This window comes from Pseudoalteromonas sp. (assembly GCF_036960685.1).
Lineage (GTDB): Bacteria > Pseudomonadota > Gammaproteobacteria > Enterobacterales > Alteromonadaceae > Pseudoalteromonas.
In genome coordinates, this window is record NZ_JBALXK010000021.1 from 65,771 (window position 1) to 91,447 (window position 25,677).

Below are 25,677 nucleotides of genomic sequence, written 5' to 3' on the forward strand. Positions count from 1 at the left end.
TTATCGAATTAATAAAATTATTTCATTGGTGTTTTAGTGCGTGTAGCGTATAAGACAGTTTTTTATTAAAGGGCACATTTATGACGGCAAAGATAATTGTTGGTTGGCGTGAGTGGTTAAGTTTACCTGAGCTTGGCATTAATCAAATTAAAGCTAAAATTGATACGGGAGCCCGTACCTCATGTATCCATGCACTTAATATTGAAGAATATGAACTAGAAGGTGAAAAATGGGTGAAGTTTATTGCTCAGCCTTTGCAAGAAGATGAACACACCCAAGTTGAGTGCAATGCTAAGGTTAAAAACAGAAAGTATGTTACCAGCTCAAGTGGGCAACGTGAGTATCGGTATTTTATTGAAACAACGCTCCATGCTGGTGGTAAGAGTTGGCCTATAGAAGTGACTTTAACAAGCCGAGCAAGCATGAAGTTCAGAATGTTATTAGGGCGCACAGCCATGGAAAATCGTATAGTCGTTGATCCGGCTTTATCTCATTTATTAGATAGTTAAGGTTTTAACTATGAAAATCGGTATTTTATCTCGCAATAAGAATTTATATTCAACACGTCGTTTAATCGAAGCTGCCCAGCTGCGTGGCCATGAAGTGAAAGTGATTGATGCGCTGCGTTGTTATATGAACATTAACTCGGAACAACCAGAGATCCACTATCGCGGTGAAAATCTAAAAGACTTTGACACTATCATTCCGCGTATTGGTGCTTCGGTTACTTTTTATGGCTGTGCGGTGTTACGCCAATTCGAAATGATGAATGTGTTTCCTGTGAATGAATCAGTGGCAATTTCACGTTCGCGAGATAAATTACGTTCATTACAGTTATTGTCACGTAAAGGCGTAGGCATGCCGGTAACGGGTTTTGCTAGTAAGCCAGATGACGTAAAAGACTTACTGGAAATGGTGGGTGGTGCTCCGGTTGTAATTAAATTACTGGAAGGTACGCAAGGTATCGGTGTGGTATTAGCTGAAACGCGTAAAGCGGCTGAAAGTGTTATTGAAGCCTTTATGGGTCTAAAAGCTAACATCATGGTACAAGAATATATTAAAGAAGCTGGCGGTGCAGATATCCGCTGTTTCGTACTCGGTGATAAAGTGATTGCCGCGATGAAGCGTCAAGCACAAGATGGTGAGTTCCGCTCTAATTTACACCGTGGTGGCAGCGCAACATTAGTGCGTATTACCCCTGAAGAACGTAAAACAGCTGTGGCTGCAGCTAAAGCTATGGGCTTGAATGTAGCTGGGGTTGACTTACTTCGTTCATCTCGCGGGCCATTGGTAATGGAAGTGAATTCATCGCCGGGTCTTGAAGGTATTGAAGTGGCAACAGGAAAAGATATAGCAGGAATGGTGATCGAATTTATCGAAAAAACCGCTGCGACTAAAAGGACCGCAACGCGTGGCAAAGGTTAAAATCAATAGTGCGTTTACTTTATTAGGTGAAACGGTGGGGGTCGGCGAGCGTAAAACCCTAGCCTTGGAAGCAGCAAAGCTATATACCCACTCACCGTTAAATATTCCTATCGAAGTAGTGAATGGTGTGCAAGCAGGACCAGTATTAATGGTCTGTGCTGCAATTCATGGTGATGAACTCAATGGCGTTGAAGTAGTGCGCCAATTATTAGCAAAAATAGATGCTAACCAGCTACGTGGTACACTGATTGCTGTGCCGATTGTTAACGTATTTGGTTTTATCCATAAGTCACGTTATTTACCTGATCGCCGCGATATGAACCGTAGTTTTCCGGGTTCTATTCGTGGTTCGCTTGCTGGGCGTATGGCACATATGTTCTTCTCGCAAGTGGCTGTTCATTGTACGCACATTATTGATTTACATACCGGGGCGATTCATCGCACTAACTTGCCACAAATACGTGCCAATTTAAGTGATGAAGCCACGGCACAAATGGCGAAAGCATTTGGTACGCCGGCGGTAATAGATGCTTCTTTACGTAATGGCTCACTTCGCAGCGAAGCTGCTAACCTTGGTATTCCAGTCATTACTTATGAAGCCGGTGAAGCATTACGCTTTGATCCAATAGCCATTGCAGCAGGTATGCAAGGCGTAGATTACGTTATGCGACATTTAAAAATGATCCGTGGTAAGCGCGCTAAAAAGTTACCTGAACCGATTATTGCAAGCTCCACTAGTTGGGTGCGTGCCGAGGTTGATGGTATTGTCCGCGCGCAAGTCTCACTGGGTGAGCGAGTGATGAAAGGCCAAATATTGGCGTATATCAGTAGCCCATTAGGTGACTCAGAGCTTGAGCTATTAGCACCACGCAGTGGTATCGTGATCGGCCAGCAAACCATGCCGTTAGTTAATGAAGGTGATGCAGTGTTCCACTTAGCGTATTTTGCTCATGCAAATAGCTTAGTTGAACAGCAATTAGAAACCTTTATTGATGAAATTAGTGATATTGAAGATGAGTTAAAAACGGCCGATTTAAATAATTAACCGTTATTTTAAGCTGTGATTAAAAAAGCCGCCGAAGAAATTTTCTTCGGCGGCTTTTTACGTTCTGCCACTATCACCATTTATAATGGTTTTCTTGGCCCAATAATACGTTTAATAGGGGCTGTTTTGCTGGGTTTTGGCTCATTGCTTAACACCATCACTGGACGAGTAACAAACAAGTTGTTTGGGTAAATAACGCGATGACCATCAATATGCTCGAGCACCACATTCATTAAACCCATTTCAACAATACGTCCTTCCACAAAGTTAGCGCCATCAATCACTCTGACCCAATAACCAACACGGCAGTCATTTTGAATAAACATTAGTAAAAAGGAGGTTAGATTGCTTAGCAGTGACCACGCAGCAAAAAGTGCCACGCCAAGCATAGCAAATAAGGATGAACCAAGTACCAGTAAACCGCGTAACTCTATGCCCCAAAACACCAAGACTAAACAAAGCATTACAAATGCGAGGATAATTTTTAGTAGCAGTTCTGCGCGGTATTTACGATGAATATCGACCTTACCTTTGATGGTTTTTTCGAGCAGCTTTTTGGTAAGTTTTAACAGCAATGGGAATACCAGTAAGGCAACTAATGTTACCACCCATCTATATTGCATACTAAGAATATCAAGTAGTTCCACACGTTGTCCCAATCAGTTTAATCAGAGCCGTATTTTAGCGTTTTTTATGACCTTTAAAAGGTACTTTTTACCGTGACAAGCCATTGGATTGAATCCACATCATCATCTTTATCAAGGGGAGCGGCAATATCTAAATGGATCACTGTACCGGCATTGGCTCTGCTAGGTGCGAGTCTTAAACCTACGCCAACATTTTTCAATACTTGACCATTATCGCCGTTATTTTTATCGTTAAACCATGCACGTCCAATGTCAAAAAACGCAGCGCCACCGACCTTAAAAAGTTGCAGCAAGTCGTACTGCCAGTAGTAACGTTTTTCTAAATTGACCAAAAAGCTGCGATCACCTTGTTGATAATCTAACGGGTAGCCACGTAAACCATTTTCACCGCCTAGGCTCAGTTGCTGATCTGGAGTAAGATTATTGGCATAATCAAGCCGTATTCTGGCATACCAGGATTGCTCTAAACTGGTATTTAAATAATATTGCACTTGGCTACTAGCTAACAGGTTCTCTACTTTGCCTTGCTCTTCGTTCCAATAACCATCGAGGCTGGCATGAAAGCGCCACAACGTATCATTACCGCTAAAGTGCGCTTTCTTAGCATTGAAGGAATAAATGGCACGACTTGCATCATTGCTTACTTCTTCACTGGAGTAACCGAGTAAAGCTTGTAGATTCCACCCTAAATTGAGATCTTCAGTGCGATAAATGCTGTCGAAATTTCTTACTTTTACAAAGCGATCTTCAAACCAGTGGCCGCTTATATAGGGGTAACTTAACTCTCGTTTTTCAGCCAGTGGCGTATTGGTTTCTGAAGTGCTAGCAAAGCTTTGTTGTTCGTGGGTATAACCTACATTGAGACGCTGCGTCCAATTATTGCTAAGGTGTTTGGAGTGGCCAAAGTAAATACGGTTATACTCGGTTTTTTGGGAGAATTGGCTGAACACTTCGCCTCTTTTATAGAGCGACTCGGTGCGTTGATCTGAGTAACTCAACAATCCATAGCTATAAGGTGTATCAATGGAATAAAACGGGTAAGTTAACTCGAGTAAATGGCGTTTTCCATCATCGTTATCAGAATACTCAACGCGGCCACGGTAGCGGCTAGACAGTATATTTGGATCATCGTATACAAATAAATACCCATTGCGCTCGGCATCGGATGTGCGTGACAGTGAGAGGCGTTTCCCCCAGCCAAGTAAATTAGACTCACGAAAGCCGATACTCGATTTATTTTCGCCGCCGCTGCGACTAAAGCTTATCTCAGGCAGTAATGTCCATAAATCGCGGGTTTCTACAGTGACATCAATATGCCCATCGCAATTAGTTTCGGCACTAATATTGGCATCATATAAGTAACCTTGGCGACGTAATAAACGTTCTGATTCAGCCAGTTTTCTTGGCTCATAGTTATCTTCAGGGGCAAATAACAGAATGCTTTTAATAACATCAGGTTCTGTGGTCATATGTGCACGATTAGCAAATCGAAATAGCGCGTTATTTTCTTCTTCGAGTTCAGTATTAAACACGTTGAGCTGATTAAGTTTGATGTTTGCTATTTTGGCATCGGGGGTTTTTTCTGGTAATAGCTCTTCGCCATCAAGTTGGCGGTATAAGTTCTTTTCAGATGCAGTAATAGTCTGTTGCTTATCACAGCTTTGCTGGGTTTGAGCCTCAGATTGCGCAAGACAATAGGGGGCATAGAGCAGGTAGCTTGAACAGCTAAAAAGTAGAAACTTAAAACATCTGCTTACGGCCATTTAAATCCTTGAAAATGAACTTTAGTCTGTGCTTACTACACACTAACTTGCAGTATAAGTCCACCTCATTGTTGCATTTGGGTAAGAAAATAATGGACAAGTACAGCTAATAATTGCTCAGCTTCAACACCTTCTGCATTGATCCAGACACTATTACTATAATGCTCGAAGTTTAAATTAAAGTTTTGGTTTGCATAGCTAAAGCGGCATTGATGGCGGTCCGCGCCACTGGCAAACTCGCTTATTGTGATCTCGGGTGCGTGGAGAAATAAATGCGCCCATAGTTCAAAGTCATCATCATTAGGCATTTCGCTCGGGCTAATAATGATTGCATTATGGCGGGTGTCTAATTGAAATTCAGTCATGCTGTTACTCTGTACTTAGGAAGCCGCTAAATAGTTACGAATAGCTTGTAAAAAGGGGCTGCCGTATTTGTTAAGTTTGGTAAAGCCAACCCCAGAGACTTTGAGAAACTCACTGTCATTGGTTGGCATTAACTGCGCCATTTCAGCGAGTGTTTTATCGTTAAATACCACATATGGCGGCACATCATCGGCATCAGCAAGCTCTTTACGCAGAGCACGAAGTTTGGCAAACAGCTTTTTATCATAGTTAAATTGAGCCAATTTATCTTGGTAAACGTGTTTAGCTTGTAGGCGCGGCTCAGCCAATTGCAGCGCATATTCACCTTTAAAAATGGCACGTGCGCCTTCAGTTAAGCGCAGCGCAGAGCCTTGGGTGATATCTTGACTTAGCAAACCTTGGTGAATGAGTTGGCGTAAAATACTCAGCCAAAATTCACTACTGTGATCTTTGCCTATGCCATAAGTACTGAGCTGGTGGTGATTATTATCACGAATACGGCTGGTGTTAGCTCCGCGTAGTAATTCTACGATGTAACCTAAACCGAAGCGCTGTTCGGCGCGATACACACATGACAGAGCTTGCTGGGCAACTAAGGTACCATCGAAGCTTTTTGGTGGGTTCAGGCAAATATCACAGTTACCACAGGGTTCACGTTGGTATTCACTAAAATAGTTAAGCAGTATTTGGCGGCGGCAGGTTTGTGCTTCTGCAAAGCTTGCCATGGCATTAAAGCGTTGCTCTTCAACGCGGCGGCGCTGTTCATCTTCAATGTCTTCAAAAAAACGTCTTACCCGGCCAATATCAGCAGGATCAAAGTACATGATTGCTTCTGCCGCAAGACCATCACGTCCAGCTCGCCCAGTTTCTTGATAGTAAGACTCAATACTTTTTGGAATATCGTAATGGAGTACAAACCGTACATTGGGTTTATTAATCCCCATGCCAAAGGCAACGGTGGCAACCACGATTTGAATATCATCGCGAGCAAAGCCTGTTTGTACAAATTGGCGCTGTTCATTACTCATCCCTGCGTGGTAAGCCGCTGCATTTATGCCTGCATCGGCAATTTTTTCTGCTATTTCGTCAACCCGTTTACGGCTGGTGCAATAAATGATGCCACTTTGATTTTGTTGTTCTTTTAAGTAGCGAAGTAATTGCGCCAGCGGCTTGAACTTTTCTTCTATGGTGTAACGAATATTGGGTCTGTCAAAACTGCCAGTATGAATATAGGGGGTGGTTAAACCAAGCTGCTGAACAATATCAAAGCGGGTGGCTTTATCGGCAGTGGCGGTTAGTGCCATCATCGGCACATGTGGAAAATGCTGTTTAAGCTCGCTTAGTCGACAGTAATGTGGGCGAAAATCATGGCCCCAATGGGACACACAGTGAGCTTCGTCAATTGCAAATAAACTAATATTCAGGTGACTTAAGCGCTCTTTAAATTCGTGCTGTAGTACTTTTTCAGGCGCAACATACAGAAGTTTGATCAAACCACTGTGCAGTTGTTGGTATATCTGTTGTTGCTCGTCGCGGTTAAGGCTGTTGTTGATATACGCCGCTTTTACTCCAAGCGCTCGCAGTTGTGACACTTGATCCTGCATTAATGAGATCAGCGGTGAAATCACTACGGTTAAGCCACTCAACGCTAATGCTGGTACTTGATAGCAAACAGATTTACCACCACCTGTGGGTAATAATACTAGGGTGTCTTGGCCGTTAAGGGCTGCATTAATTACCGTTTCTTGGCCGTCACGAAACTCGCTATAACCAAACACTTGTTTGAGTATAGCGGCGGGGCTGCGCACAACGGCGCTTGGTGTGGGGATTGGTGTATTCATTGCGCTCATTTTAGAGCTTTTAGGCGACCTTGCATAGGTGCTTTTTATCGCACTTTCTTTTTAGTTGTGCTTTACTCATCTTACCAGTCATATACCCAAACCACCTCAAGATGCAGAATTCAGCGTTTCACAGGTGCTTAATATCAAGGCGTTACTTTGCAAGAATGGCACTCCCTTTTAAGAAGTAACAACGATGAGAGTAAGTGCCTGTGAAACGCCCAAGGAGTTGGTTTAAAAGCGATTTATACTGTGTTATTGATTTTAACAATAGAACCACTATTACCTGCAATCAATGCCTTGCCTAAATCACTTTTAATTCCAACTGAAACGTGTATTTTGAGGTGGTTTGGGTATAAAAAGCGGTTAATAATAATGAATAAAGCTATTTTAATTGATCAAGTTGCAAAAGTATTTGTTGAACAAATGCCGTTTAATCGGTTTTTACAAATTAAAGTAAAATTTTTAGATGCAGAGCAAGCGCAAATAAGTTTCCCCTGGCAGGATGTATTTATAGGTAATCCGGCGCAAAAGATTCTTCATGGTGGGGTGATCTCAGCGGTGCTAGATAATGTTGGCGGTATGCTTGCTGCAGCTGCAATGATAGATAAACTCACTGAGCTTGATCTGCCAAGTGTGCAAAAAAAGTTGGCTACTTTAGGTACCATCGACTTACGAACTGATTATTTGCGACCAGGTAAAGGTAGCGAATTTACTGCGAGTGCAAAACTTATTCGTTCAGGTAACAAGGTGTGTGTCTGTAGAATGGAGCTGCATAATGAACAAAGTGTGCAAATAGCATTTGGTACAGGGACTTATTTAGTTGGATAAAACTGTACTCGAAGAGTAAACTAGCCGCCTTTTACACGTTTAGAACTTATTTATGCCAACTAATCCTGAACAGCGTAAAGGCGTTATCTTAGCCTGTATGGCTTTTTTTATGTGGGGCTTAGCGCCTATATACTTTAAATTACTACAACATATTTCTGCGTTTGAAATACTGATGCACCGAGTTGTATGGTCAGTATTATTTATCGCTATCATAGTTGCTGTGTTGCAGCAGCGGCATAAAGTCCAATATATTTTCAAGCAACCTAAGTTAATTGCCATGTTGGTAATTACAGCCACATTACTGGGGTTTAATTGGGGATTGTTTATTTGGGCGGTAAATAATGATCATATGCTTGATGCGAGCTTAGGTTATTACATTAATCCTTTATTAAATGTTTTGCTCGGCATGTTATTTTTAGGAGAGAAGCTTCGTAAATGGCAGGCGTTTGCTGTTGCGTTGGCATTGTGTGGCGTACTGATCCAAGTGATTAGCTTTGGTTCTTTCCCGGTTGTTGCCTTGTCATTAGCAAGCTCATTTGCAATCTACGGCTTACTACGTAAAAAATTGCCCATTGAATCATTGCCAGGGTTGTTACTCGAAGCGTTAATATTATTGCCAGTTGCTTTAGTTTATTGGTGGTTAATGGTGCCTACAGCAAGCTCCGATTTTTCTGCGAATGATTGGTATACCAATGTGTTATTGATCAGCGCGGGCGTTATTACGACGTTACCTTTGTTGTGCTTTATAGGCGCCGCTAAGCGATTGCAATATACTACCTTAGGATTTTTTCAGTACATTGGGCCAAGCTTAATGTTTATTTTAGCGGTGGTGTTTTATGGTGAAGTATTCAGCGGTGAACGTATAGTAACATTTGCCTGTATTTGGAGTGCTTTGGCAATTTTTAGTTGTGATTCGTATCGGCAATCACAAAAGCGCAAGCGTGAAAATATCCCACCAGTAACTAAGCCTGTTTAAGCACTGACTTTATTACGGCCAGTTTCTTTAGCCTCATAAAGCTTAATATCAGCCTGTTTTAATAATTCATCAATTTGATAAACAGGTTGGTGTACGTAACCAATAGATAACGTGAATTTAATTTTCTGTTGACTAAATTCAGGGCTATTGAGCTCAATGAAATGACGAAAACCCTCTAGGCGTTTTACTACTTCATTTTTATCAGTATCACTAAAATAAACTGCAAATTCTTCACCGCCTAAACGAGCTGCTAAGTGCTTTTTAAAATATTTAGCAAAGCAGATAGCCAGTCCCTTGAGTACTTCATCGCCGGCATCATGGCCGTAGGTATCGTTGATTGATTTAAAGTGGTCAATATCAAACATTGCTAAAGAAGGTGTTAATTCTTGTTTCTTCAGTTGTTTTAACGATTTTGCGGTTTCTTCAAAGAAGTAACGGCGATTAGGTAATTTAGTCAAATAGTCAGTATTGGCTTGCAAGCGAATGGTGGTAATTTGCTCTAACATGTCAACGTTTTGGCTCAAACGACAGTAAAACTCTTCATTGTTAAACGGTCTACGTAAATAATCGTTGGCGCCATTTTTTAAAAAGCGTGCTGAAAGGTGAGATGTATCAGAACCGGAAATGCCAATGATGGCTTTTTCATCATTGCTGTATAAACGGCGGATCTCACTACATAACTCATCACCATTCATGTTGGGCATTTCGTTATCGGTAATGATCACCGCTATATCGGGGGTGTGTTCAAGCATGGCGAGTGCTTCAACACCATCGTTGGCTTCTAAAATTTGATATTTATGGCGTTTAAGTAAGTTACAAATATGGCGTCGAGTAGCAACTGAGTCATCAACCACCAATACTTTAACATTTTCGTTGCGAGGTAGGCGTTGCAATTGTTTTTCTAAATATAGATAAGCTTGTTTATTCTCTTTAGTGATGTAATCAATGATAGGGTATTTTTCAACAGTATTACGGGTTTTTAAATCGATGTTGCCAGTCATTACAATCGTGGGGATTTCAGCTGCAATAGTGCAGGGAACTGCTTCACCTTGCGGAGCATCAGGCAAAATAAAATCTACAACAGCGCAAAAATAGCGATTTTTACTGATCAACTCTTTCGCTTGCGCTAATGAGTCTGCTATATCGGCATCATAGCCAACTTTAATTGCAATGTGTTTTTGCACTCGCGCTATAGTTGGCGTATCTTCAATGATGAGTATTTTCCGTGTCACGTAACACCTTGTTTTTTGGCCGGACCAAATAGTATTGCTTATACAAGTTGTAACTGTTAAAACACGAAAAAGCAAATAGCACCATTACTTTTATAGGCTATCTGACTCCGAATAGTAGTCTTGACTCTGTGGCGTTGGACTTGAGATCCGAGAGCGCCCAAATAACGTATGAAATTTAGTTTTACAGGTCGTTAGCTTGAGGTATTTTATCCAAGTTCGCTCAATTGCGTTAGTTGGCTCTTGACTACCTGAAACAACAGCAAGAAATTGTGCTTGAATTTCGTTTTGTGGTTCAAGGGTTTTGTTGTATAACCCTTTGAGTACCACGCCGTGTTGCTCAAGAATACTGGCTTCTAGTAAGGTGAAGTTACCACTGCGACCGAATCCGCGTGGAAAATTTTGGTCATCATAAAACTGACGTTGGCTTACAAATGCTTGGCGAAGTAGTGAAATATCATTGCTCATGGCTGTTTCCTCATGCCCTATTTACTGGCTGGAGTATGGATCAAGTTGCGCAATTTATTAAACAAAAAATTTTTATCGTGAGGATAAATAATTGGATATAGATTTATTAAAAACCTTTGTCGAGGTGGTGCGAACTCGTCACTTCGGTAAAGCAGCTGAAAACCTTTATATTACACAGTCTGCGGTGAGTTTTCGTATTCGTCAATTAGAACAAGGGTTAGGTGTTAATTTATTTATCCGCCAACGCAATAATATTCAATTGACCGCCCCTGGTGAGCGCTTGTTACCCCATGCGCAAATGATTATAACCGGTATGCAACGGGCTAAAGTCGATGTAGCACTCGCTGATAATATGCATAAGCAAGTGAGTTTAGCAGGTACTCCTAATATTTGGGATGCCTTTTTACAATTTGGTATTACTAATATTGTGTCAGCTATGCCTGGCGTATCGTTGGTTGCAGAAGTTAAAGCGCAGCAAGAAAGTACACGGTTATTATTAGAGCGTACTTTAGATCTCGCCATTTTATTTGATCCGCCTAAAGTTGATGAGTTAGTTGTCGAGCGCATATGTACACTGCCGATTATTCCAATTAGTGCATTTGAAGGTGCAGCAAATGAAAACTTTTTTGATAATCAATATGTCTATGTTGACTGGGGAACTACCTTCTCCCTTTGGCATGCGCGACAATTTACTGGGCGGACACCCCCTTATTTTCGTACCAGCACAGGGCGCATTGCATTAGATTTGATACTACAATGTGGAGGTAGTGCATTTATTCCTGAAGTTTTAGCTAAAAGCCATCTAGATAAAGGAGAGCTACATCGGGTACCTGATGTGGAACATACGTCCCGGGATATTTTTGTCGCTTATCACAGAGATAATGAACAAAAACCCTTGCTTGAGACGTTGGTTAATTTATTGCTGGAATTAACACCCACAATAAGCAGTGAATTTAGCGCTAAGTAAGCTATATATGACATTTTTATGTTTATTTGATGTCTTTTTTATGCCTTTTTATGAATAATATAAGACAAAAATATTTCAGTTGTAATATTTATGTCATTTACCGCAGGCAAAATGCGGCGAATTAAAAATTAGTCTGTTGCGTTTATTGAGGAAATAATATGAAATTTGCAAAGTCGACCTTATTACTAGCTGTGTTAAGTGGTTTATCGTGTCCTGCATTTGCTGATGTTGATGTGTATGGTAAAGCAAATGTCTCTGTGCAATCTTCGGATGATGGTGAAGGGTCATTCAGCGAAATTAAAAGTAATGCATCGCGAATTGGTTTTAAAGGTTCTGAAAACATCAGTGCTGGCTTAGAAGCTATTTATAAGTTCGAATTTCAAGTTAATGTTTCTGATGATTCAAAAGACACGATTACGTCACGTAATCAATACGTTGGTTTAAAAGGTGGGTTTGGTCAACTTGTGATTGGCCGTAATGATACCGCTTTGAAGCAATCACAAGGGAAGTTAGATTTATTTGATAACCTTGAAGGTGATATCAAAAATTTATTTAAAGGTGAAAACCGCCTGAGTGATACGCTAACTTATTCATCAAAGGATTTAAGTGGCTTTAAAGTGCTTGCAACTTACATTGCTGAAAAAGACAGCGAAGGCGATAGCGGTTATTCATTAGCACTTACTTATGGCGATGCTGGACTGAAGAAAAGCAACGTTTATGCATCAGTTGCTGCCGACAGTGAAGTTAATGGTTATGATGTTGTACGCGCTACCGTGCAAGGCAAAGTAGCTGATTTTAAACTAGGTGCAATGTACCAAAGCCAAGAAAAAGTGGATGGTAGCGGTGATGCCGATGGTTATTTAGTTAATGCGGCTTACACCCTTGATAGCAATACATTTAAAGTGCAATACCAAGTAATGGATTTTGATGCGGGTGATAAAAAGTCTGCTATCTCTGCTGGTGTTGATCACTCATTGAGCAAAAACACCACGTTATTTGCCTTCTATACTAATTTTGATATGGACAGCAATGTTGATCAAGATTACTTAGGTGTTGGCATGGAATACAAGTTTTAGTCTTGAGACTATTGAAAAAGCCTTACTTCTTACAGTAAGGCTGTTTACTATTAAGCTTGTGCATACACTGATTTACCCGCAAGCCAGCGATTGATAAGTTGTTCTACTTGTTCAGGATACTGGCGGAGCATTTGTAGTGCGATAGGTCTGACTAAGTTGAGTGTGTGCTTATCTCTGGTTAAGTCAGCAATTTTAAATTCCGCTAAACCTGTTTGTTTAGTGCCGAGCACTTCACCTGGACCACGAATTTCTAAATCGCGTTCAGCAATTACAAAACCGTCATTGCTATCTCTTAGCACAGCTAAACGTTTTTGTGCCGTATGAGACAAGGGGGCGTGGTATAAAAGCACACAATGGGATGCGATTGTACCGCGGCCAACTCGGCCACGTAACTGATGTAATTGCGCAAGGCCAAGCCGTTCAGGATTCTCAATGATGATCAAACTGGCATTCGGCACATCTACACCGACTTCAATGACTGTCGTCGCGACTAATATATGAATGTTCCCAGCTTTGAATTCACTCATAATGGCTTGCTTTTCAGCTGCTTTCATCCGGCCATGAACTAGCCCTACAGTTAACTCAGGCAGTGCATGAGTTAACTGCAGTGCGCTATCTTCTGCTGCTTGACATTGTAATGCTTCCGATTCATCAATTAAGGTGCATACCCAATAAACTTGGCGGCCTTGCTCGGTACAGGCTGTTTTTACGCGCGCAATAATTTCATCACGACGGGTATCAGGTAGTGCAATGGTTTTAATTGGGGTACGTCCGGGTGGCAACTCATCAATCACGGAGGTTTCTAAATCGGCATAAGCGGTCATCGCCAGTGTGCGTGGAATGGGTGTGGCTGTCATCACCAGTTGATGTGGATAGCAATCACCAAAACGGCCTTTTTCTCGTAGCGATAAGCGCTGGTGGACGCCAAAACGGTGTTGCTCATCGATGATGACCAATACTAAGTTGTTAAACACCACTTGCTCTTGAAATAATGCATGGGTGCCAACAATCATTTGCGCTTCACCAGAGGCTATTTTCTCAAGTGTTGCGCTGCGCTCTTTCCCTTTGGTTTTGCCGCCTAGCCAAGCTGTAGTGATACCTAAAGCCTGAAACCAATTTTCGAAGGTAATGCCGTGCTGCTCAGATAAAATCTCTGTGGGGGCCATTAACGCGACTTGATAGCCTTGTGCGATAGCCGTTAGGGCACTCAAAGCGGCAACTAATGTTTTACCTGAGCCTACATCCCCCTGGACTAAGCGCATCATCGGATAGGGGTGTTGTAAATCAGCTTTAATTTCGGCAACCACTTTACTTTGCGCATTGGTGGGAGCAAAAGGCAGTTGTGCTAAAAACTTACTTTCTAATTGGTTTATTGGATTTAGCGCCACGGCTTTTACTTGTTGCCCTTGTTGGCGTAATTTTAATAGGCTGAGGTTTTGCGCTAGCAATTCTTCAAATACCAGCCGTTGCTGCGCCGGATGCAAGCCTTGCTCAAGGGCTATTAAATCGACGTCATTCGCTGGGCGATGCAATAATAAGAGCGCGTCTGTTAAGTTAATATTGCCATGTTGAAACTGCTTAGGTAACAGCTCTTCAACGTGATATTTATTCAGTAATTCAATTGCTTGATCACTTAAAGCCCGAATAGAGAGTTGCTTTAAACCTTCAGTTGTTGGGTAAACTGGGGTTAGCGTAGTTGCTGTTGGTTGTTCGCTTGGTGTATCGCTAAGGCTGTATTCTGGGTGAGTCATTTCAAAGCCCACTCTGCCACGGCGTATTTCACCAAAACAGCGAATCACCTTACCAGTACTCATGGCATTTTTTTGTGCTGCGCTGAAGTTAAAAAACCGCAATGTTAGCCTGCCAGTACCATCGTTTACCTGACACACCAGCATACGCCGCTTACCAAAAGTGATCTGACTGGTTTCTATGCTTGCTTCAATCGTCACATGGCTATGCACCGCTAAATCACAGATATTATAAACTCGGGTGCGATCTTCATAACGCAGCGGTAAATGAAAGAGCATATCTTGTACTGTGCTGATCCCCAGCTTTTTAAGGCGCTCAGCCATTTTTGGGCCAACGCCTTTGAGATCAGTGATTGGGTAGCGGCTTAAAGTTGGCTTTGACAAAATAGGCTCAAATCATTCATTTTTAGATGGTTTTTAGTTTACGTGTGAACGCTTTAGTCATCAAGCATGTTTTAACCGCTGCCAAAATGCTTCATCCGCAATGATCTCACCATTGTCATCAAGTATTGGGTAAGGCAATGATTTTTCTTTACACTTTTGCGCAATGATCGGGTGGCAGCCTTCAAATAACATCTTATGCTTTATTGTTTCGTCAAGCATAGTTCGTTGGTATAAACCTGCTTTAAGGCGCTGGTTTTGTGCTTCAAATAAAATTAATGCCGCTGCTACAGACACATTAAGTGACTGCGCCATGCCTTGCATCGGAATAATGATATTTTTATCCGCGTGGGCGAGTGCTTGCGCTGAGATACCGGTTTTTTCTTGGCCGACAATAATCGCTGTAGGTAGCGTGTAATCAATCTCGCGATAGTCAACAGCATCAGGGCTTAAGTTAGTGGCAAGCACTTGTACTTTAGGATTGTGCTGACGCATCATTGCCACCGCACTATCAATATCTTTATGTAGATGCGTGGCTATCCAGTTTTTACTGCCGCCGGAGGTGTTATTGGTTAGCCACTTTTGATTTTCTGGCCATACCGCATGCACATGATGGCAACCCACTGCATCTGCACTACGGACAATAGCAGACAAGTTATGGTGTTTATGCACATCTTCTAAGCACACGGTTAAATCGGTTTGACGGCGATCGAGTATGTGTTTTATACGATGATAGCGAGTGGTTTCCATTTTTAGCCTTGTCTGAACTGATAAAATTGCCGATATTATACGGGAAATAGCCCCTTAAGGCATTACTGAGCGGCTAATAGGGTTTTGCAGTGATATTAGCGTTTCGGTTGATTGTATTGCTTCAATTGCTTGAATTTTATTGATCAGCACATCTTGTAAATGATCAATTGAACGCGTCATTACCTTAATAAAAATACTGTAGTTACCGGTTGTGTAATAAGCCTCTACAACCTCTTCAAGCTCCTTCAAATGCAATAATGTTTGTGGGTAGTCACGGGCATTATTAAGGTTTATGCCAATAAAACAGCACACGTCATAGCCAAGTTGCTTAGCATTAATGCTTACTTGGGTACCGGTGATGATCCCTGCTTGTTTCATTTTCTCAACGCGAACATGAATAGTGCCTGCACTAACAGCGAAACGTTTGGCTAATTCTGCATAGGCAATACGGGCATTATCCATTAAAGCGTGAAGGATCTGTTTATCGAGATTATCGATTTGATAATTTTCCATATAAATAAAGCGCTTTAATTATTGAATCTTTATTTTTTATACCATTAAATTAATCAAATTAATATATTAAAGCTCTTTTTGTTGTTGGTTATTGAATTAAATTGCTAAATGCTTGAGGATTGCTTTAACGACATGGTTGCTGCAGCGCAACTATGCACTTTTAGCAAGTAACAATAACTGGGAATGAGGCCAATTATTATGAGTTCACAATTTATGCAGCAACAGCAGCAAATTAGTAAAGTGAAACAATATTTTTCACAGCAATTAGAGCAGCAATTAGGGTTAATCGAAGTACAAGCGCCTATTTTGGCTAAAGTCGGCGATGGTATTCAAGATAACCTTAGTGGCACTGAAAATGCGGTTGCGGTAAATGTTAAAACCATTCCTGGGAGCCAATTTGAAGTAGTTCACTCGTTGGCGAAATGGAAGCGAAAAACATTGGCTGATCACGGCTTTGCAATTGGCGAAGGTTTATATACACATATGAAAGCATTGCGCCCAGATGAAGAGTCATTAAGCCCGATACACTCAGTGTATGTTGATCAGTGGGATTGGGAGAAAGTCATTTGTGCCAGTACTGAGCGATCTTTGGATAAGTTAAAAGAAACCGTTCGTGCATTGTATAAAAGCTTAAAAGCAACTGAGCAATTTGTTGCTGATGAATTTGCTATCAGCCCTTTTTTACCCGCTGAAATTACCTTCGTACACAGTGAGCAATTACGTCAAATGTATCCTGACTTTACTGCCAAGCAGCGCGAAAAAGCCATTACTCAGGAATACGGCGCGGTGTTTTTAATTGGTATTGGTGGCGCATTGGCAGACGGCAAAATTCATGATGTACGCGCGCCAGATTATGACGATTGGTCAACCCAAACCTGTGAGCAGTACAGTGGTTTAAATGGCGATATTTTATTATGGAATCCAGTGCTTGAAGATGCATTTGAAATCTCTTCTATGGGGATCCGTGTATCGCCAGATGCATTAGTTGCTCAGCTTGCAATCACTGGTGATCAAGGACGTTTAGAATTTGATTGGCATAAGCAGTTGCTCGCCAAAGAGTTACCGCAAACAATCGGCGGTGGCATTGGTCAATCACGTTTGGCTATGTTGTTATTGCAAAAGTCGCACATCGGGCAAGTGCAAGTAGGCGTGTGGCCGGCAGATTTAAAACAAAGCATCGCGGGTATTTTGTAAGTAGCGCTAAGCAACTAGAGACTAACCAAGGTTAGTCTCTAACTGTTTGTGATCAACTGGTTTTAAATTCAATCTCTATTTTTCCTTCTTGCAGTTTTACATTACAAGGAGGGTAGCTACGATTGGTTTTTAATACTTTATCAAAAATATGGATCTCGACCCCAGAGTGTAAGGTCTTATTGACCGCTAAATTAGCATTATTGAGTAGCCCATATAAGTGCTGTTCCAGATTTGATAAGCGTTTTTCTAATTGCTCAGCTTGTTGGCAGTAATGAGTTTGAGTGGCGCCTATTTTTGCTAGCAGTAGCTTTTTCTTTTCAGCATCTTTGAGTAAATCTGCTTTTTCGATGGTGGCTTGCAACGTATCAAGCTGGCTATCCGTTTTAGCAAGCTCTTTTAGGCACTCATCTGTTTCAGCAGTTATAGCTTGCCCTGATGCTGCCATATTGATAAGCATTTTTGCACCAGACTCATTGCCAATTTCACCCGCAATGATCATCCCCGCATCGAGGATTTCACCACCAAATAACTTACCTTGCGGATTGTCTGCTTGACCAATTTGTAATAGCTGGGTCGCTTTCATTGCACAATGGCTTGCTTGGCGCTCAATAAAAATATTATTACCTGCTAAGTAGCTATATTGGGCGTGGGATAGATGAATATTTCCGTTACTAATAATTTTACATGAAAGTGTTTTATCATCTTGTTGGTGGCCGATAGCTCCTTGTTTAATGGTAATATCGCCTTGAGCTGTTAACTCACCGGATTCAACCGTGCCCATAACAGTTATATCGCCTTTGGCGGTAACTTTCATGCCTGGCTCAATGTTATGAGTGACAATCACACTGCCATCAAAATTAATGTGGCCACTTTTAACTGTTACATCGGCAATAGTAAAAATATCATCAACGCGCATACCATTTTGAATTTCTACTGGCACGCCAGCAATGGTTGAGATTAGTTCTAGTGGATTCGTTTTAGATATTTCACTGCCATCACCAGCGACTAATGGATTGCTCTCTCCTGCTTTAGCTGGCAATACATCACCTTTGACAGTGAAGCCTTCTTTACCTGGGGTTGCAGGCTGTTGTCTAACTAATAACGCACCTGGTTCAACACTGGCTAATTTGCCAAAATCGCGCATATCAACAGTGCCGTCTTCGCGTAGTTTCGGAGTTTTTAAGCGTTCTTTTAACGTTTGTACTTGAGGGAGTAATTTTGATGATTTTCCGTCTTCAGGCAAGCGACCTTTCGCGAGTATGCCTTTAGCGGTTGTGCCGGCTGGTAATTCAAATTGTTGCTGTAAAAGCTGTTCTAAAAAAGCCTGTTTGTATCCTCTGGCAACACCTGCTTTGATCAGCTGTTGTTTAGCTTGATCAAGGGCTAAAACTTTACCACCTTGTGCAGTTGTAAGCTCACCAGTGGCTAACATTTTATCATCACTGATAGTCACTATTAGGGTGGCATCATGCTTACTTGCTACAACTAAACTACGTTCACTATTGGGTTCTTTAAAGAAAGCGTTTATGGCGTCATGATCTATCCGACATTCACAGAATGTCGATTTTTCCAGCGCTTCAATAATAAAGGCGGCACTGGGTGGTGAATGTTCTATAACATCGAGTAATACATTACCGTTATGAGCAAGCTTAAACACGGACTATCCTTTTACAACATTTAAGTTAAAGGTTTTTATAATTATATAATGATAGAGTGCTAGAGATTTCAATAGGTGTCAAGAAAATCGAAGGTGAGACTAGAATAGGTTAGTGTAGCTAGTTCTTTATTCTTAGATGTGGCGTAATACCCAAATCACCATAATATGTGATTTGGGTATAATGAACTTAATTTGTTGAAGGTAATTCCATAATTCCATCAATTTCAACTTGCACGTTTTTTGGTAGTGCACGAACACCAATTGCTGCACGGGCAGGGTAAGGTGCTTTGAAATATTGGCTCATTACTTCATTTACAGTGGCAAAATTAGATAAGTCAGTTAAATAAATATTAACTTTTACTAAATCTTGAATGCTACCACCGGCTTCTTTACATACCGCGCTGATATTTTTAAATACTTGATGTGTTTGTTCTGAGAAATCTTCAGAGATCACTTCCATCGTTGCCGGTACTAAAGGGATTTGACCAGATAAATAAACGGCTGTACCAACTTTAACTGCTTGGCTGTAAGTACCGATTGCAGCGGGTGCTTGATCGGTAGAAATAAATGCTTTATTCATGATTTTCCTATGTTATTTTTTGCGATAGACTTTTTGCACATCAGGCATAACGCGAATGCGGCGCATGATATTAGCAACATGGACACGGTTTTTAACGGTGATCCCTAAATCTATCACGTATAAATTACTTTCTTTTTCATCAGTGGCAATTTCCACGATGTTTGCCTGGGTTGTTGCCACTACATTGGTTAATTTTGCCAATGCACCTTGGTGGTTAATAATTTCCACTCGCAGTGCTGCAATATATTCTTTTTCAGGGTTATCATCCCACTTCACCACTAGGTATTTAGATCGTTCAGTTTCCCAGCCGCGAATATTTTTACATTCTTGGCGGTGAACAGTTATACCCTTACCTTGGCTGATATGCGCTGTAATAGCATCCCCTGGCACGGGTCTACAACATTTAGAGTAATTAACTAACATGCCTTCAGTACCAATAATGGTCGCTTTAGCATTTTTAGTCATATCGCCTAAATCATCATTGTCACTTTGTAATAGGCGGCGTGCGATCAACATACTCATTAAATTACCGCAGCCAATTTCAACCAATAATTCTAGTACAGTATTAAGCTCATGCTCTTCAAGTACGCGATTGATATTTTCTGCAGGTAAGTCATCAAACTTAGTCTCGCCTAAGGCTGAATCGAGTAATCGACGGCCAAGCAATAAAGCCTCTTCATGATGCTGACTTTTCAGATAGTTACGAATGCCTAAACGCGCTTTACCGGTGACAATAAAGTTCAACCAGGTTGCATTTGGATGCGCGCCAGAGCTAGTAATAACTTCAACGGTTTGCCCAGTATCGAGTGCTTTACTAAGTGGATGAGGCTTGCGGTTAACGCGAGCACCCACACAGGTATTCCCCACATCGGTATGTACGGCATAAGCAAAATCAACAGCGGTTGCACCCATTGGTAACTCGACTATGCGACCATCTGGGGTAAACACATAAATCTCTTCAGGGAATAGTTCTGTTTTAACGTTTTCAACAAACTCAAAGGACGAGCCGGCGCTTTGCTGTAGCTCAAGTAAACTTTGCATCCATTGGCGTGCACGTTGCTGTGCTGTATGGCCTGCGCTATCACCTGATTTTTTATACATCCAATGTGCAGCCACCCCTTTATCTGCCATGTGATCCATATCGTGAGTACGAATTTGGATCTCCACCGGAATACCATGTGGGCCAACCAATGAGGTATGTAACGATTGATAGCCATTAGTTTTTGGCACTGCGATATAATCTTTAAAGCGTGTTTCAATAGGCTTATATAAGTTATGTGCAACGCCTAATACGCGATAACAGGTGTCCATTGATTCAACGGCAATCCTAAAAGCGTAAATATCCATCACTTCATTAAACAGTAACTCTTTATTCAGCATTTTTTTGTAGATGCTATATAAGTGTTTTTCACGCCCTGAAACGGTGGCTTTAATGCCAGCCTCTTCAAGTCGAGCGGCTATTTCTGTTTGAATATTAGAAATGACTTCTTTACGATTACCGCGTGCTTTAGCTACTTCTGATTTTAAAGCGCGATGACGCATAGGATAGAGCGCTTGAAAGCCTAAATCCTCTAATTCATTCTTGATATCGTGAATACCTAAGCGATTAGCAATGGGTGCATAAATCTCTAATGTTTCACGTGCAATACGGCGGCGTTTATCAGGGCGTAGTGCACCTAGCGTGCGCATATTGTGTGTACGATCGGCAAGCTTAATTAAAATAACCCGAATGTCTTGGGTCATTGCCATAATCATTTTTCGATAGTTTTCAGCTTGGAATTCTTTTTTATCTTTAAAGCTAAGTTTATCGAGTTTGCTAACACCTTCAACTAACTCGGCAACAGTATCGCCAAATATTTCGGCTAAATCTTGTTGGCTAAAGTCAGTGTCCTCGATCACGTCATGCATTAATGCAGCCATTAACGTTTCATGATCTAAGTGCATGCCAGCTAAAATTTGGCTTACTTCAACAGGGTGAGTAATGTAAGGCTCGCCGCTTGAGCGAGTTTGACCTTCATGGGCCTCTCGGGCTACCACGTACGCTTTTTGTACCAGCTCTACATCAGCAGCAGGTAAGTATTCTGAGATTTTCTTTTTTAGACCTTCAAAAAGATACATTCACACTCCAATGTTCTCGTGAAGCAAATAGATAACGGTATGTTAAGAATATACGATGAAAAGAAGGGATTGCCAACGGCTAGCGTAGAAATACTACCCCGTTGGCTAAATCAGACAAGGAAGTCAGATTATTGGTTGCCGCCTACAATTGCTGCAACTGCAGCCATTTCAGCTGCTTCTTGGTGTTGTTGTTCTTCACGATCAATAAGATCCATTGATGAGCTATCAACTAAACCAAGTTCAATTTCACGTAAAGCAACAACTGTTGGTTTATCGTTTTCAGGGTCAACTAATGGTTTTTTACCACCAACAGCAATTTGGCGGGCACGACGAGCCGCAACTAAAATTAAGTCAAAACGATTACCAATTGCATCTACTGCATCTTCAACAGTTACGCGAGCCATCTTCAGCACTCCAAATAAATTTTTAAGCAAAGACGTAGTTTACTGCACACAGTCAGATTCGCCAATAGCTTGTGGTTAATTTAAACAAATAAAATACGCGCTTAATAAAAATAACGATTATTTAAGCAGCTCAGTTAGCAATTGTTGATGACGAATGGCTTGGCTTTGTAGTGATAAACGCTTGGCGAGCACAATAGTTTCGATTTCATTAAGTGCAGTGGCAAAATCATCGTTAACCACTACATAATCATACTCGTTGAAATGTGACGTTTCTGATTGGGCTTGTGCCATTCTACCTGCAATGATTGCTTGCGAATCTTGACCACGATTATTTAAACGTGACTCAAGTTCTACTTTTGAAGGTGGCAGAATAAAAATAGTTTCCACATCAGCGACCAAGTCACGAACTTGGCGCGCACCTTGCCAATCAATATCTAAAAATACATCGATACCCGCTGCAAGTTGCTGCTCAATTGCTTGTTTTGAGGTGCCGTAGTAGTTATCAAAAACTTGCGCCCACTCAAAAAAATCATCTTTCTCAATGAGAGCTTTAAACTCATCAACCGAAACAAAATGATAATGCACCGCGTTTTCTTCACCTGGACGAGGTGCGCGAGTAGTGTGCGAAACAGATACTTTCATATCACTGTGCTTTGCTAATAAAGCATTAATTAGGCTTGATTTACCTGCACCAGAAGGCGCTGATAATATAAATAAGTTTCCGCGAGTTTGCGTCATGAATTTGTTCTCTACTAAAAATAAATAGGCTTGAGTTACGAGTAACTCAAGCCTTTAATATTCATATTGTACTTTATTTAAGTGATTTTGCTCAAGCTGAGCGAATTAGTGGTTACTCAATGTTCTGTATTTGCTCGCGCATTTGTTCAATCAATACTTTAAGTTCTACCGCAGCATTGGTGATGTCGCTGTTGATTGATTTAGAGGCGAGGGTGTTGGCTTCGCGATTAAACTCTTGCATCATGAAATCTAAACGACGACCACATGCGCCACCTTTTTTAAGGATTTTTTTAGTTTCTTTGACATGTGATTTTAAACGATCAAGTTCTTCTGCTACGTCTTGCTTTTGTGCAAGGTAGATTAGTTCTTGCTCTAGGCGAGATTCGTCAATATCAGTTTTTAAATCTTCTAATTTTTGGTTGAGCTTTTCACGCTGCCATTTGGCAATCTCTGGCATGTGAGTTTCCACAACAGCTACTTGTTCTAAAATAGCATCAAGACGCATTGCGATCATTTCTTCAAGGTTTGCACCTTCATCACCACGTGCTGATTTGAAATCTTCAATTACTTGATCAAAACCTGCAATAAGTGCTGTGTTTACGCTATCCATGTCAAGCTCTTCGGCTTCCATAACACCAGGCCAACGCAGGATATCAACAGGGTTTATGTCACCATTACTTTGCTGTTGTACCCACTTAGCACTATTAATTAGCTGTGCTGCTAATGCTTCATTAATAGAAAGCTCACCAACGTGTGCTGGATTTGCGACAAACTTTAAAAATACTTCGACCTTGCCGCGCTGCAAATGTTTACGCAGACGTTCACGAATTACCGGCTCCATGCCACGAAATTGCTCAGGTGCGCGAATAAAGGTTTCAAGGTAACGTTGGTTAACTGAACGAACTTCCCACGTGCCAGTGCCCCAATCGCCTTTAATTTCGCGACGCGCGTAAGCAGTCATACTGTGGATCATGGATGGTTTCCTAGTTTTATTTAAACAATTTTAACGTGATTATACCGTAACACCGTCTAAGCTCTAGCGGAAATTTTTGTTGATGAGAATTTTACAATTGGCTTTTGTTTAAATCAGCATGGCATCTGAGTACACATCGACTTATAATACGTAAAATTATGAATTAAGGGGATCGTTAATGCGTCCAAGCGAAAGAACACCTAACCAAATTAGACCGGTTACATTTACCCGTAACTACACTTTGCATGCCGAAGGCTCTGTGTTGGTAGAGTTTGGTAACACTAAAGTACTTTGTACAGCAACTGTTGAATCAGGTGTACCGCGTTTTATGAAAGGCCAAGGTAAAGGATGGATCACAGCTGAGTACGGTATGTTGCCGCGCTCAACCCATACTCGAAATGGTCGTGAAGCGGCGCGTGGAAAGCAAGGCGGTCGTACTATGGAAATTCAACGTTTAATTGCACGTGCTCTGCGTGCCGCAGTTGACTTAAAAGCGTTAGGTGAAAATACCATTACTATCGATTGCGATGTTATTCAAGCTGATGGCGGTACTCGTACAGCATCAATCAGTGGTGCATGTGTTGCTTTAGTTGATGCGTTAACGCATATGCGTAGTAAGGGGATGATCAATTCAAACCCACTTAAATTTATGATCGCGGCAATTTCAGTTGGTATCTATAAAGGCCAAGCAATTACAGACTTAGAATATTTAGAAGATTCTGACGCTGAAACTGATATGAATGTGATTCTAACTGAAACCGGTAAAATCATAGAGATTCAAGGTACTGCAGAGGGGGAACCATTCTCGTTTGATGAACTAGATGAGTTACTAACTCTTGCTAAGCATTCGATTCGCGAAATCATTGACGTCCAAAAACAAGCATTAGCTTAATAAAGAAAATAGGTTTATATAGTAATGAAAGATTATCAAATCGAGTTTATTGAATTTGCACTTGAAAAGCAGGTGCTAAAGTTTGGTGAGTTTACCTTAAAATCTGGCCGTACTAGCCCTTACTTCTTTAATGCGGGTTTATTTAATACAGGTCGTGATCTTGCGCGTCTTGGTCGTTTTTATGCCGCAGCCCTTGAAGATGCCGCGATTGACTATGATGTTTTATTTGGCCCAGCTTATAAAGGTATTCCGATTGCAACAACGACTGCAGTTGCACTTGCTGATCATCACGATAAAGATGTGCCTTATTGCTTTAACCGTAAAGAGAAGAAAGCACACGGCGAAGGGGGCACATTAGTTGGCTCTGAGCTGAAAGGTAAAATCATGTTAGTTGATGACGTGATCACCGCCGGTACCGCTATTCGTGAATCAATGGAAATCATTGCACAAAACGGCGCGGACTTAAGTGGCGTACTAATAGCCCTCGATCGTCAAGAGAAAGGTAAAGCTGAACTTTCAGCGATTCAAGAAGTGGAGCGTGACTTTGGAACTAAAGTTGTTTCAATTGTTAAGCTTGCTGATTTAATTAGTTACCTTGAAAGCAAAGGTACTATGAATGAGCACCTAGCATCTGTAAAAGCCTACCGAGAGCAATACGGTATCGCTTAATCTAAGTATACTTAAAGCTTTCCAACAAAAGCCCGATGATTTTCATCGGGCTTTTGCGTTTTATAACCGCATAAAGTTATTTTGAAGTTAAAAAAGTATCTCTTTTGTAGAGTTTGGTTTGATTTTTGAACGAACAGTACTTTATTTAAAGTTTTCTTTAAAAAAGGGTTGATCTGTTTTTGGATCTCCCTATAATGCGACCCCACTGAGACGGCAGAGCAGGCAACGCTTAGCGAGGCAAGAGTCACTTAGTAAGTCGAGTAAAACTTGAGTTTAGATTTTTAATAAAGTTTAAAATTAAGTGTTGACAAAAAAATAGGAAAGCGTAATATGCGCAGCCCTAGCGACGTAAAGTAAAGCGCTTTAATCGCAACGTTCTTTAACAATATAAAGCAATCATCTGTGTGGGCACTCGTACAGATTGAGTTCTAA

At 41.2% G+C, this 25,677-nt stretch carries 25 protein-coding genes; 10 read left to right on the top strand and 15 right to left on the bottom strand.

Features of this window, described 5'->3' with window-relative positions:
- Window positions 1-80: 80 nt before the first annotated feature.
- Genes V7783_RS16250 through V7783_RS16260 form a run of 3 tightly spaced genes read left to right on the top strand, consistent with a single transcriptional unit; the run spans window position 81 to window position 2,470 of the window.
- Entirely contained in the window at window positions 81-509 is a 429-nt protein-coding gene (locus tag V7783_RS16250) for an ATP-dependent zinc protease family protein (protein ID WP_283710052.1), read from the top strand.
- A gap of 10 nt (window positions 510-519) precedes the next feature.
- Entirely contained in the window at window positions 520-1,425 is a 906-nt protein-coding gene (gene rimK, locus V7783_RS16255; protein WP_064667906.1) for a 30S ribosomal protein S6--L-glutamate ligase, read from the top strand.
- Window positions 1,412-2,470: a succinylglutamate desuccinylase/aspartoacylase family protein gene (locus V7783_RS16260; RefSeq protein WP_192541110.1), complete on the top strand. Its 1,059-nt coding sequence runs from the start codon at window positions 1,412-1,414 to the stop codon at window positions 2,468-2,470. Before rimK ends, V7783_RS16260 begins: the two co-directional genes overlap by 14 nt.
- An 80-nt stretch (window positions 2,471-2,550) precedes the next feature.
- Here the strand turns inward: V7783_RS16260 and V7783_RS16265 are convergent, their stop codons facing one another.
- The 4 genes from V7783_RS16265 to recQ form a co-directional block, all read right to left on the bottom strand.
- Window positions 2,551-3,093 carry a mechanosensitive ion channel domain-containing protein gene (locus V7783_RS16265; protein ID WP_335679625.1) on the bottom strand — a complete coding sequence of 181 codons (543 nt, stop codon included), beginning with the start codon at window positions 3,091-3,093 and terminating at the stop codon, window positions 2,551-2,553.
- A 77-nt stretch (window positions 3,094-3,170) separates the two neighbouring features.
- Window positions 3,171-4,880 (bottom strand): POTRA domain-containing protein, encoded by a 1,710-nt coding sequence (locus tag V7783_RS16270; RefSeq protein WP_335679608.1) that lies wholly within the window; start codon window positions 4,878-4,880, stop codon window positions 3,171-3,173.
- A 65-nt stretch (window positions 4,881-4,945) separates the two neighbouring features.
- Complete coding sequence (locus V7783_RS16275; RefSeq protein ID WP_064667909.1) at window positions 4,946-5,245, bottom strand: DUF3630 family protein; 300 nt, start codon at window positions 5,243-5,245, stop codon at window positions 4,946-4,948.
- Window positions 5,246-5,260: 15 nt separating this feature from the next.
- Window positions 5,261-7,084: a DNA helicase RecQ gene (recQ, locus tag V7783_RS16280; RefSeq protein WP_335679609.1), complete on the bottom strand. Its 1,824-nt coding sequence runs from the start codon at window positions 7,082-7,084 to the stop codon at window positions 5,261-5,263.
- Between the two features lie 372 nt (window positions 7,085-7,456).
- Between recQ and V7783_RS16285 the strand changes: the two genes are divergently transcribed.
- A complete protein-coding gene (locus V7783_RS16285; RefSeq protein WP_335679610.1) occupies window positions 7,457-7,912 on the top strand; it encodes a thioesterase family protein in 456 nt (151 codons plus the stop codon).
- Between the two features lie 52 nt (window positions 7,913-7,964).
- Window positions 7,965-8,888, top strand: coding sequence for an EamA family transporter RarD (gene rarD, locus V7783_RS16290; RefSeq protein WP_335679611.1), 924 nt, complete (start codon window positions 7,965-7,967; stop codon window positions 8,886-8,888).
- On the opposite strand, the gene V7783_RS16295 is transcribed toward rarD, so the two are convergent.
- A complete protein-coding gene (locus V7783_RS16295) occupies window positions 8,885-10,120 on the bottom strand; it encodes a diguanylate cyclase (protein ID WP_335679612.1) in 1,236 nt (411 codons plus the stop codon). The genes rarD and V7783_RS16295 overlap by 4 nt on opposite strands.
- Window positions 10,121-10,210: 90 nt before the next feature.
- Window positions 10,211-10,585 carry a DUF413 domain-containing protein gene (locus V7783_RS16300; protein ID WP_283710056.1) on the bottom strand — a complete coding sequence of 125 codons (375 nt, stop codon included), beginning with the start codon at window positions 10,583-10,585 and terminating at the stop codon, window positions 10,211-10,213.
- A gap of 91 nt (window positions 10,586-10,676) precedes the next feature.
- Between V7783_RS16300 and V7783_RS16305 the strand changes: the two genes are divergently transcribed.
- Window positions 10,677-11,552 (top strand): LysR family transcriptional regulator, encoded by an 876-nt coding sequence (locus V7783_RS16305; RefSeq protein WP_283710057.1) that lies wholly within the window; start codon window positions 10,677-10,679, stop codon window positions 11,550-11,552.
- A 158-nt stretch (window positions 11,553-11,710) separates the two neighbouring features.
- Window positions 11,711-12,628: a porin gene (locus tag V7783_RS16310; protein WP_335679613.1), complete on the top strand. Its 918-nt coding sequence runs from the start codon at window positions 11,711-11,713 to the stop codon at window positions 12,626-12,628.
- 50 nt (window positions 12,629-12,678) lie between these two features.
- Here the strand turns inward: V7783_RS16310 and recG are convergent, their stop codons facing one another.
- From recG to asnC, 3 genes are read right to left on the bottom strand one after another with little or no spacing between them, the layout of a single operon-like run.
- On the bottom strand, window positions 12,679-14,760 hold the full coding sequence (recG, locus tag V7783_RS16315) for an ATP-dependent DNA helicase RecG (protein ID WP_335679614.1): 2,082 nt from the start codon (window positions 14,758-14,760) through the stop codon (window positions 12,679-12,681).
- 60 nt (window positions 14,761-14,820) lie between these two features.
- On the bottom strand, window positions 14,821-15,507 hold the full coding sequence (gene trmH / locus V7783_RS16320) for a tRNA (guanosine(18)-2'-O)-methyltransferase TrmH (protein WP_064667917.1): 687 nt from the start codon (window positions 15,505-15,507) through the stop codon (window positions 14,821-14,823).
- A gap of 54 nt (window positions 15,508-15,561) precedes the next feature.
- Window positions 15,562-16,020: a transcriptional regulator AsnC gene (gene asnC / locus V7783_RS16325; protein ID WP_064667918.1), complete on the bottom strand. Its 459-nt coding sequence runs from the start codon at window positions 16,018-16,020 to the stop codon at window positions 15,562-15,564.
- A gap of 198 nt (window positions 16,021-16,218) precedes the next feature.
- On the opposite strand from asnC, the gene asnA reads away from it, so the two are divergent.
- Window positions 16,219-17,214: an aspartate--ammonia ligase gene (asnA, locus tag V7783_RS16330; RefSeq protein WP_335679615.1), complete on the top strand. Its 996-nt coding sequence runs from the start codon at window positions 16,219-16,221 to the stop codon at window positions 17,212-17,214.
- A gap of 52 nt (window positions 17,215-17,266) precedes the next feature.
- Here asnA and V7783_RS16335 read toward each other — a convergent pair whose 3' ends face one another.
- The 6 genes from V7783_RS16335 to V7783_RS16360 form a co-directional block, all read right to left on the bottom strand.
- Complete coding sequence (locus V7783_RS16335) at window positions 17,267-18,871, bottom strand: DUF342 domain-containing protein (RefSeq protein WP_335679616.1); 1,605 nt, start codon at window positions 18,869-18,871, stop codon at window positions 17,267-17,269.
- 187 nt (window positions 18,872-19,058) lie between these two features.
- On the bottom strand, window positions 19,059-19,451 hold the full coding sequence (locus V7783_RS16340) for a RidA family protein (protein WP_335679617.1): 393 nt from the start codon (window positions 19,449-19,451) through the stop codon (window positions 19,059-19,061).
- Window positions 19,452-19,463: 12 nt separating this feature from the next.
- A complete protein-coding gene (gene spoT, locus V7783_RS16345; RefSeq protein ID WP_335679618.1) occupies window positions 19,464-21,569 on the bottom strand; it encodes a bifunctional GTP diphosphokinase/guanosine-3',5'-bis pyrophosphate 3'-pyrophosphohydrolase in 2,106 nt (701 codons plus the stop codon).
- 128 nt (window positions 21,570-21,697) lie between these two features.
- Window positions 21,698-21,973 (bottom strand): DNA-directed RNA polymerase subunit omega, encoded by a 276-nt coding sequence (rpoZ, locus tag V7783_RS16350; protein ID WP_064667923.1) that lies wholly within the window; start codon window positions 21,971-21,973, stop codon window positions 21,698-21,700.
- Window positions 21,974-22,090: 117 nt separating this feature from the next.
- A complete protein-coding gene (gmk, locus tag V7783_RS16355) occupies window positions 22,091-22,711 on the bottom strand; it encodes a guanylate kinase (protein WP_335679619.1) in 621 nt (206 codons plus the stop codon).
- 112 nt (window positions 22,712-22,823) lie between these two features.
- Window positions 22,824-23,684 (bottom strand): YicC/YloC family endoribonuclease, encoded by an 861-nt coding sequence (locus V7783_RS16360; protein WP_335679620.1) that lies wholly within the window; start codon window positions 23,682-23,684, stop codon window positions 22,824-22,826.
- A gap of 178 nt (window positions 23,685-23,862) precedes the next feature.
- On the opposite strand from V7783_RS16360, the gene rph reads away from it, so the two are divergent.
- Window positions 23,863-24,576 carry a ribonuclease PH gene (gene rph, locus V7783_RS16365; RefSeq protein ID WP_064667926.1) on the top strand — a complete coding sequence of 238 codons (714 nt, stop codon included), beginning with the start codon at window positions 23,863-23,865 and terminating at the stop codon, window positions 24,574-24,576.
- Window positions 24,577-24,600: 24 nt separating this feature from the next.
- A complete protein-coding gene (gene pyrE, locus V7783_RS16370; RefSeq protein ID WP_335679621.1) occupies window positions 24,601-25,245 on the top strand; it encodes an orotate phosphoribosyltransferase in 645 nt (214 codons plus the stop codon).
- The last annotated feature ends 432 nt before the right edge of the window (window positions 25,246-25,677 follow it).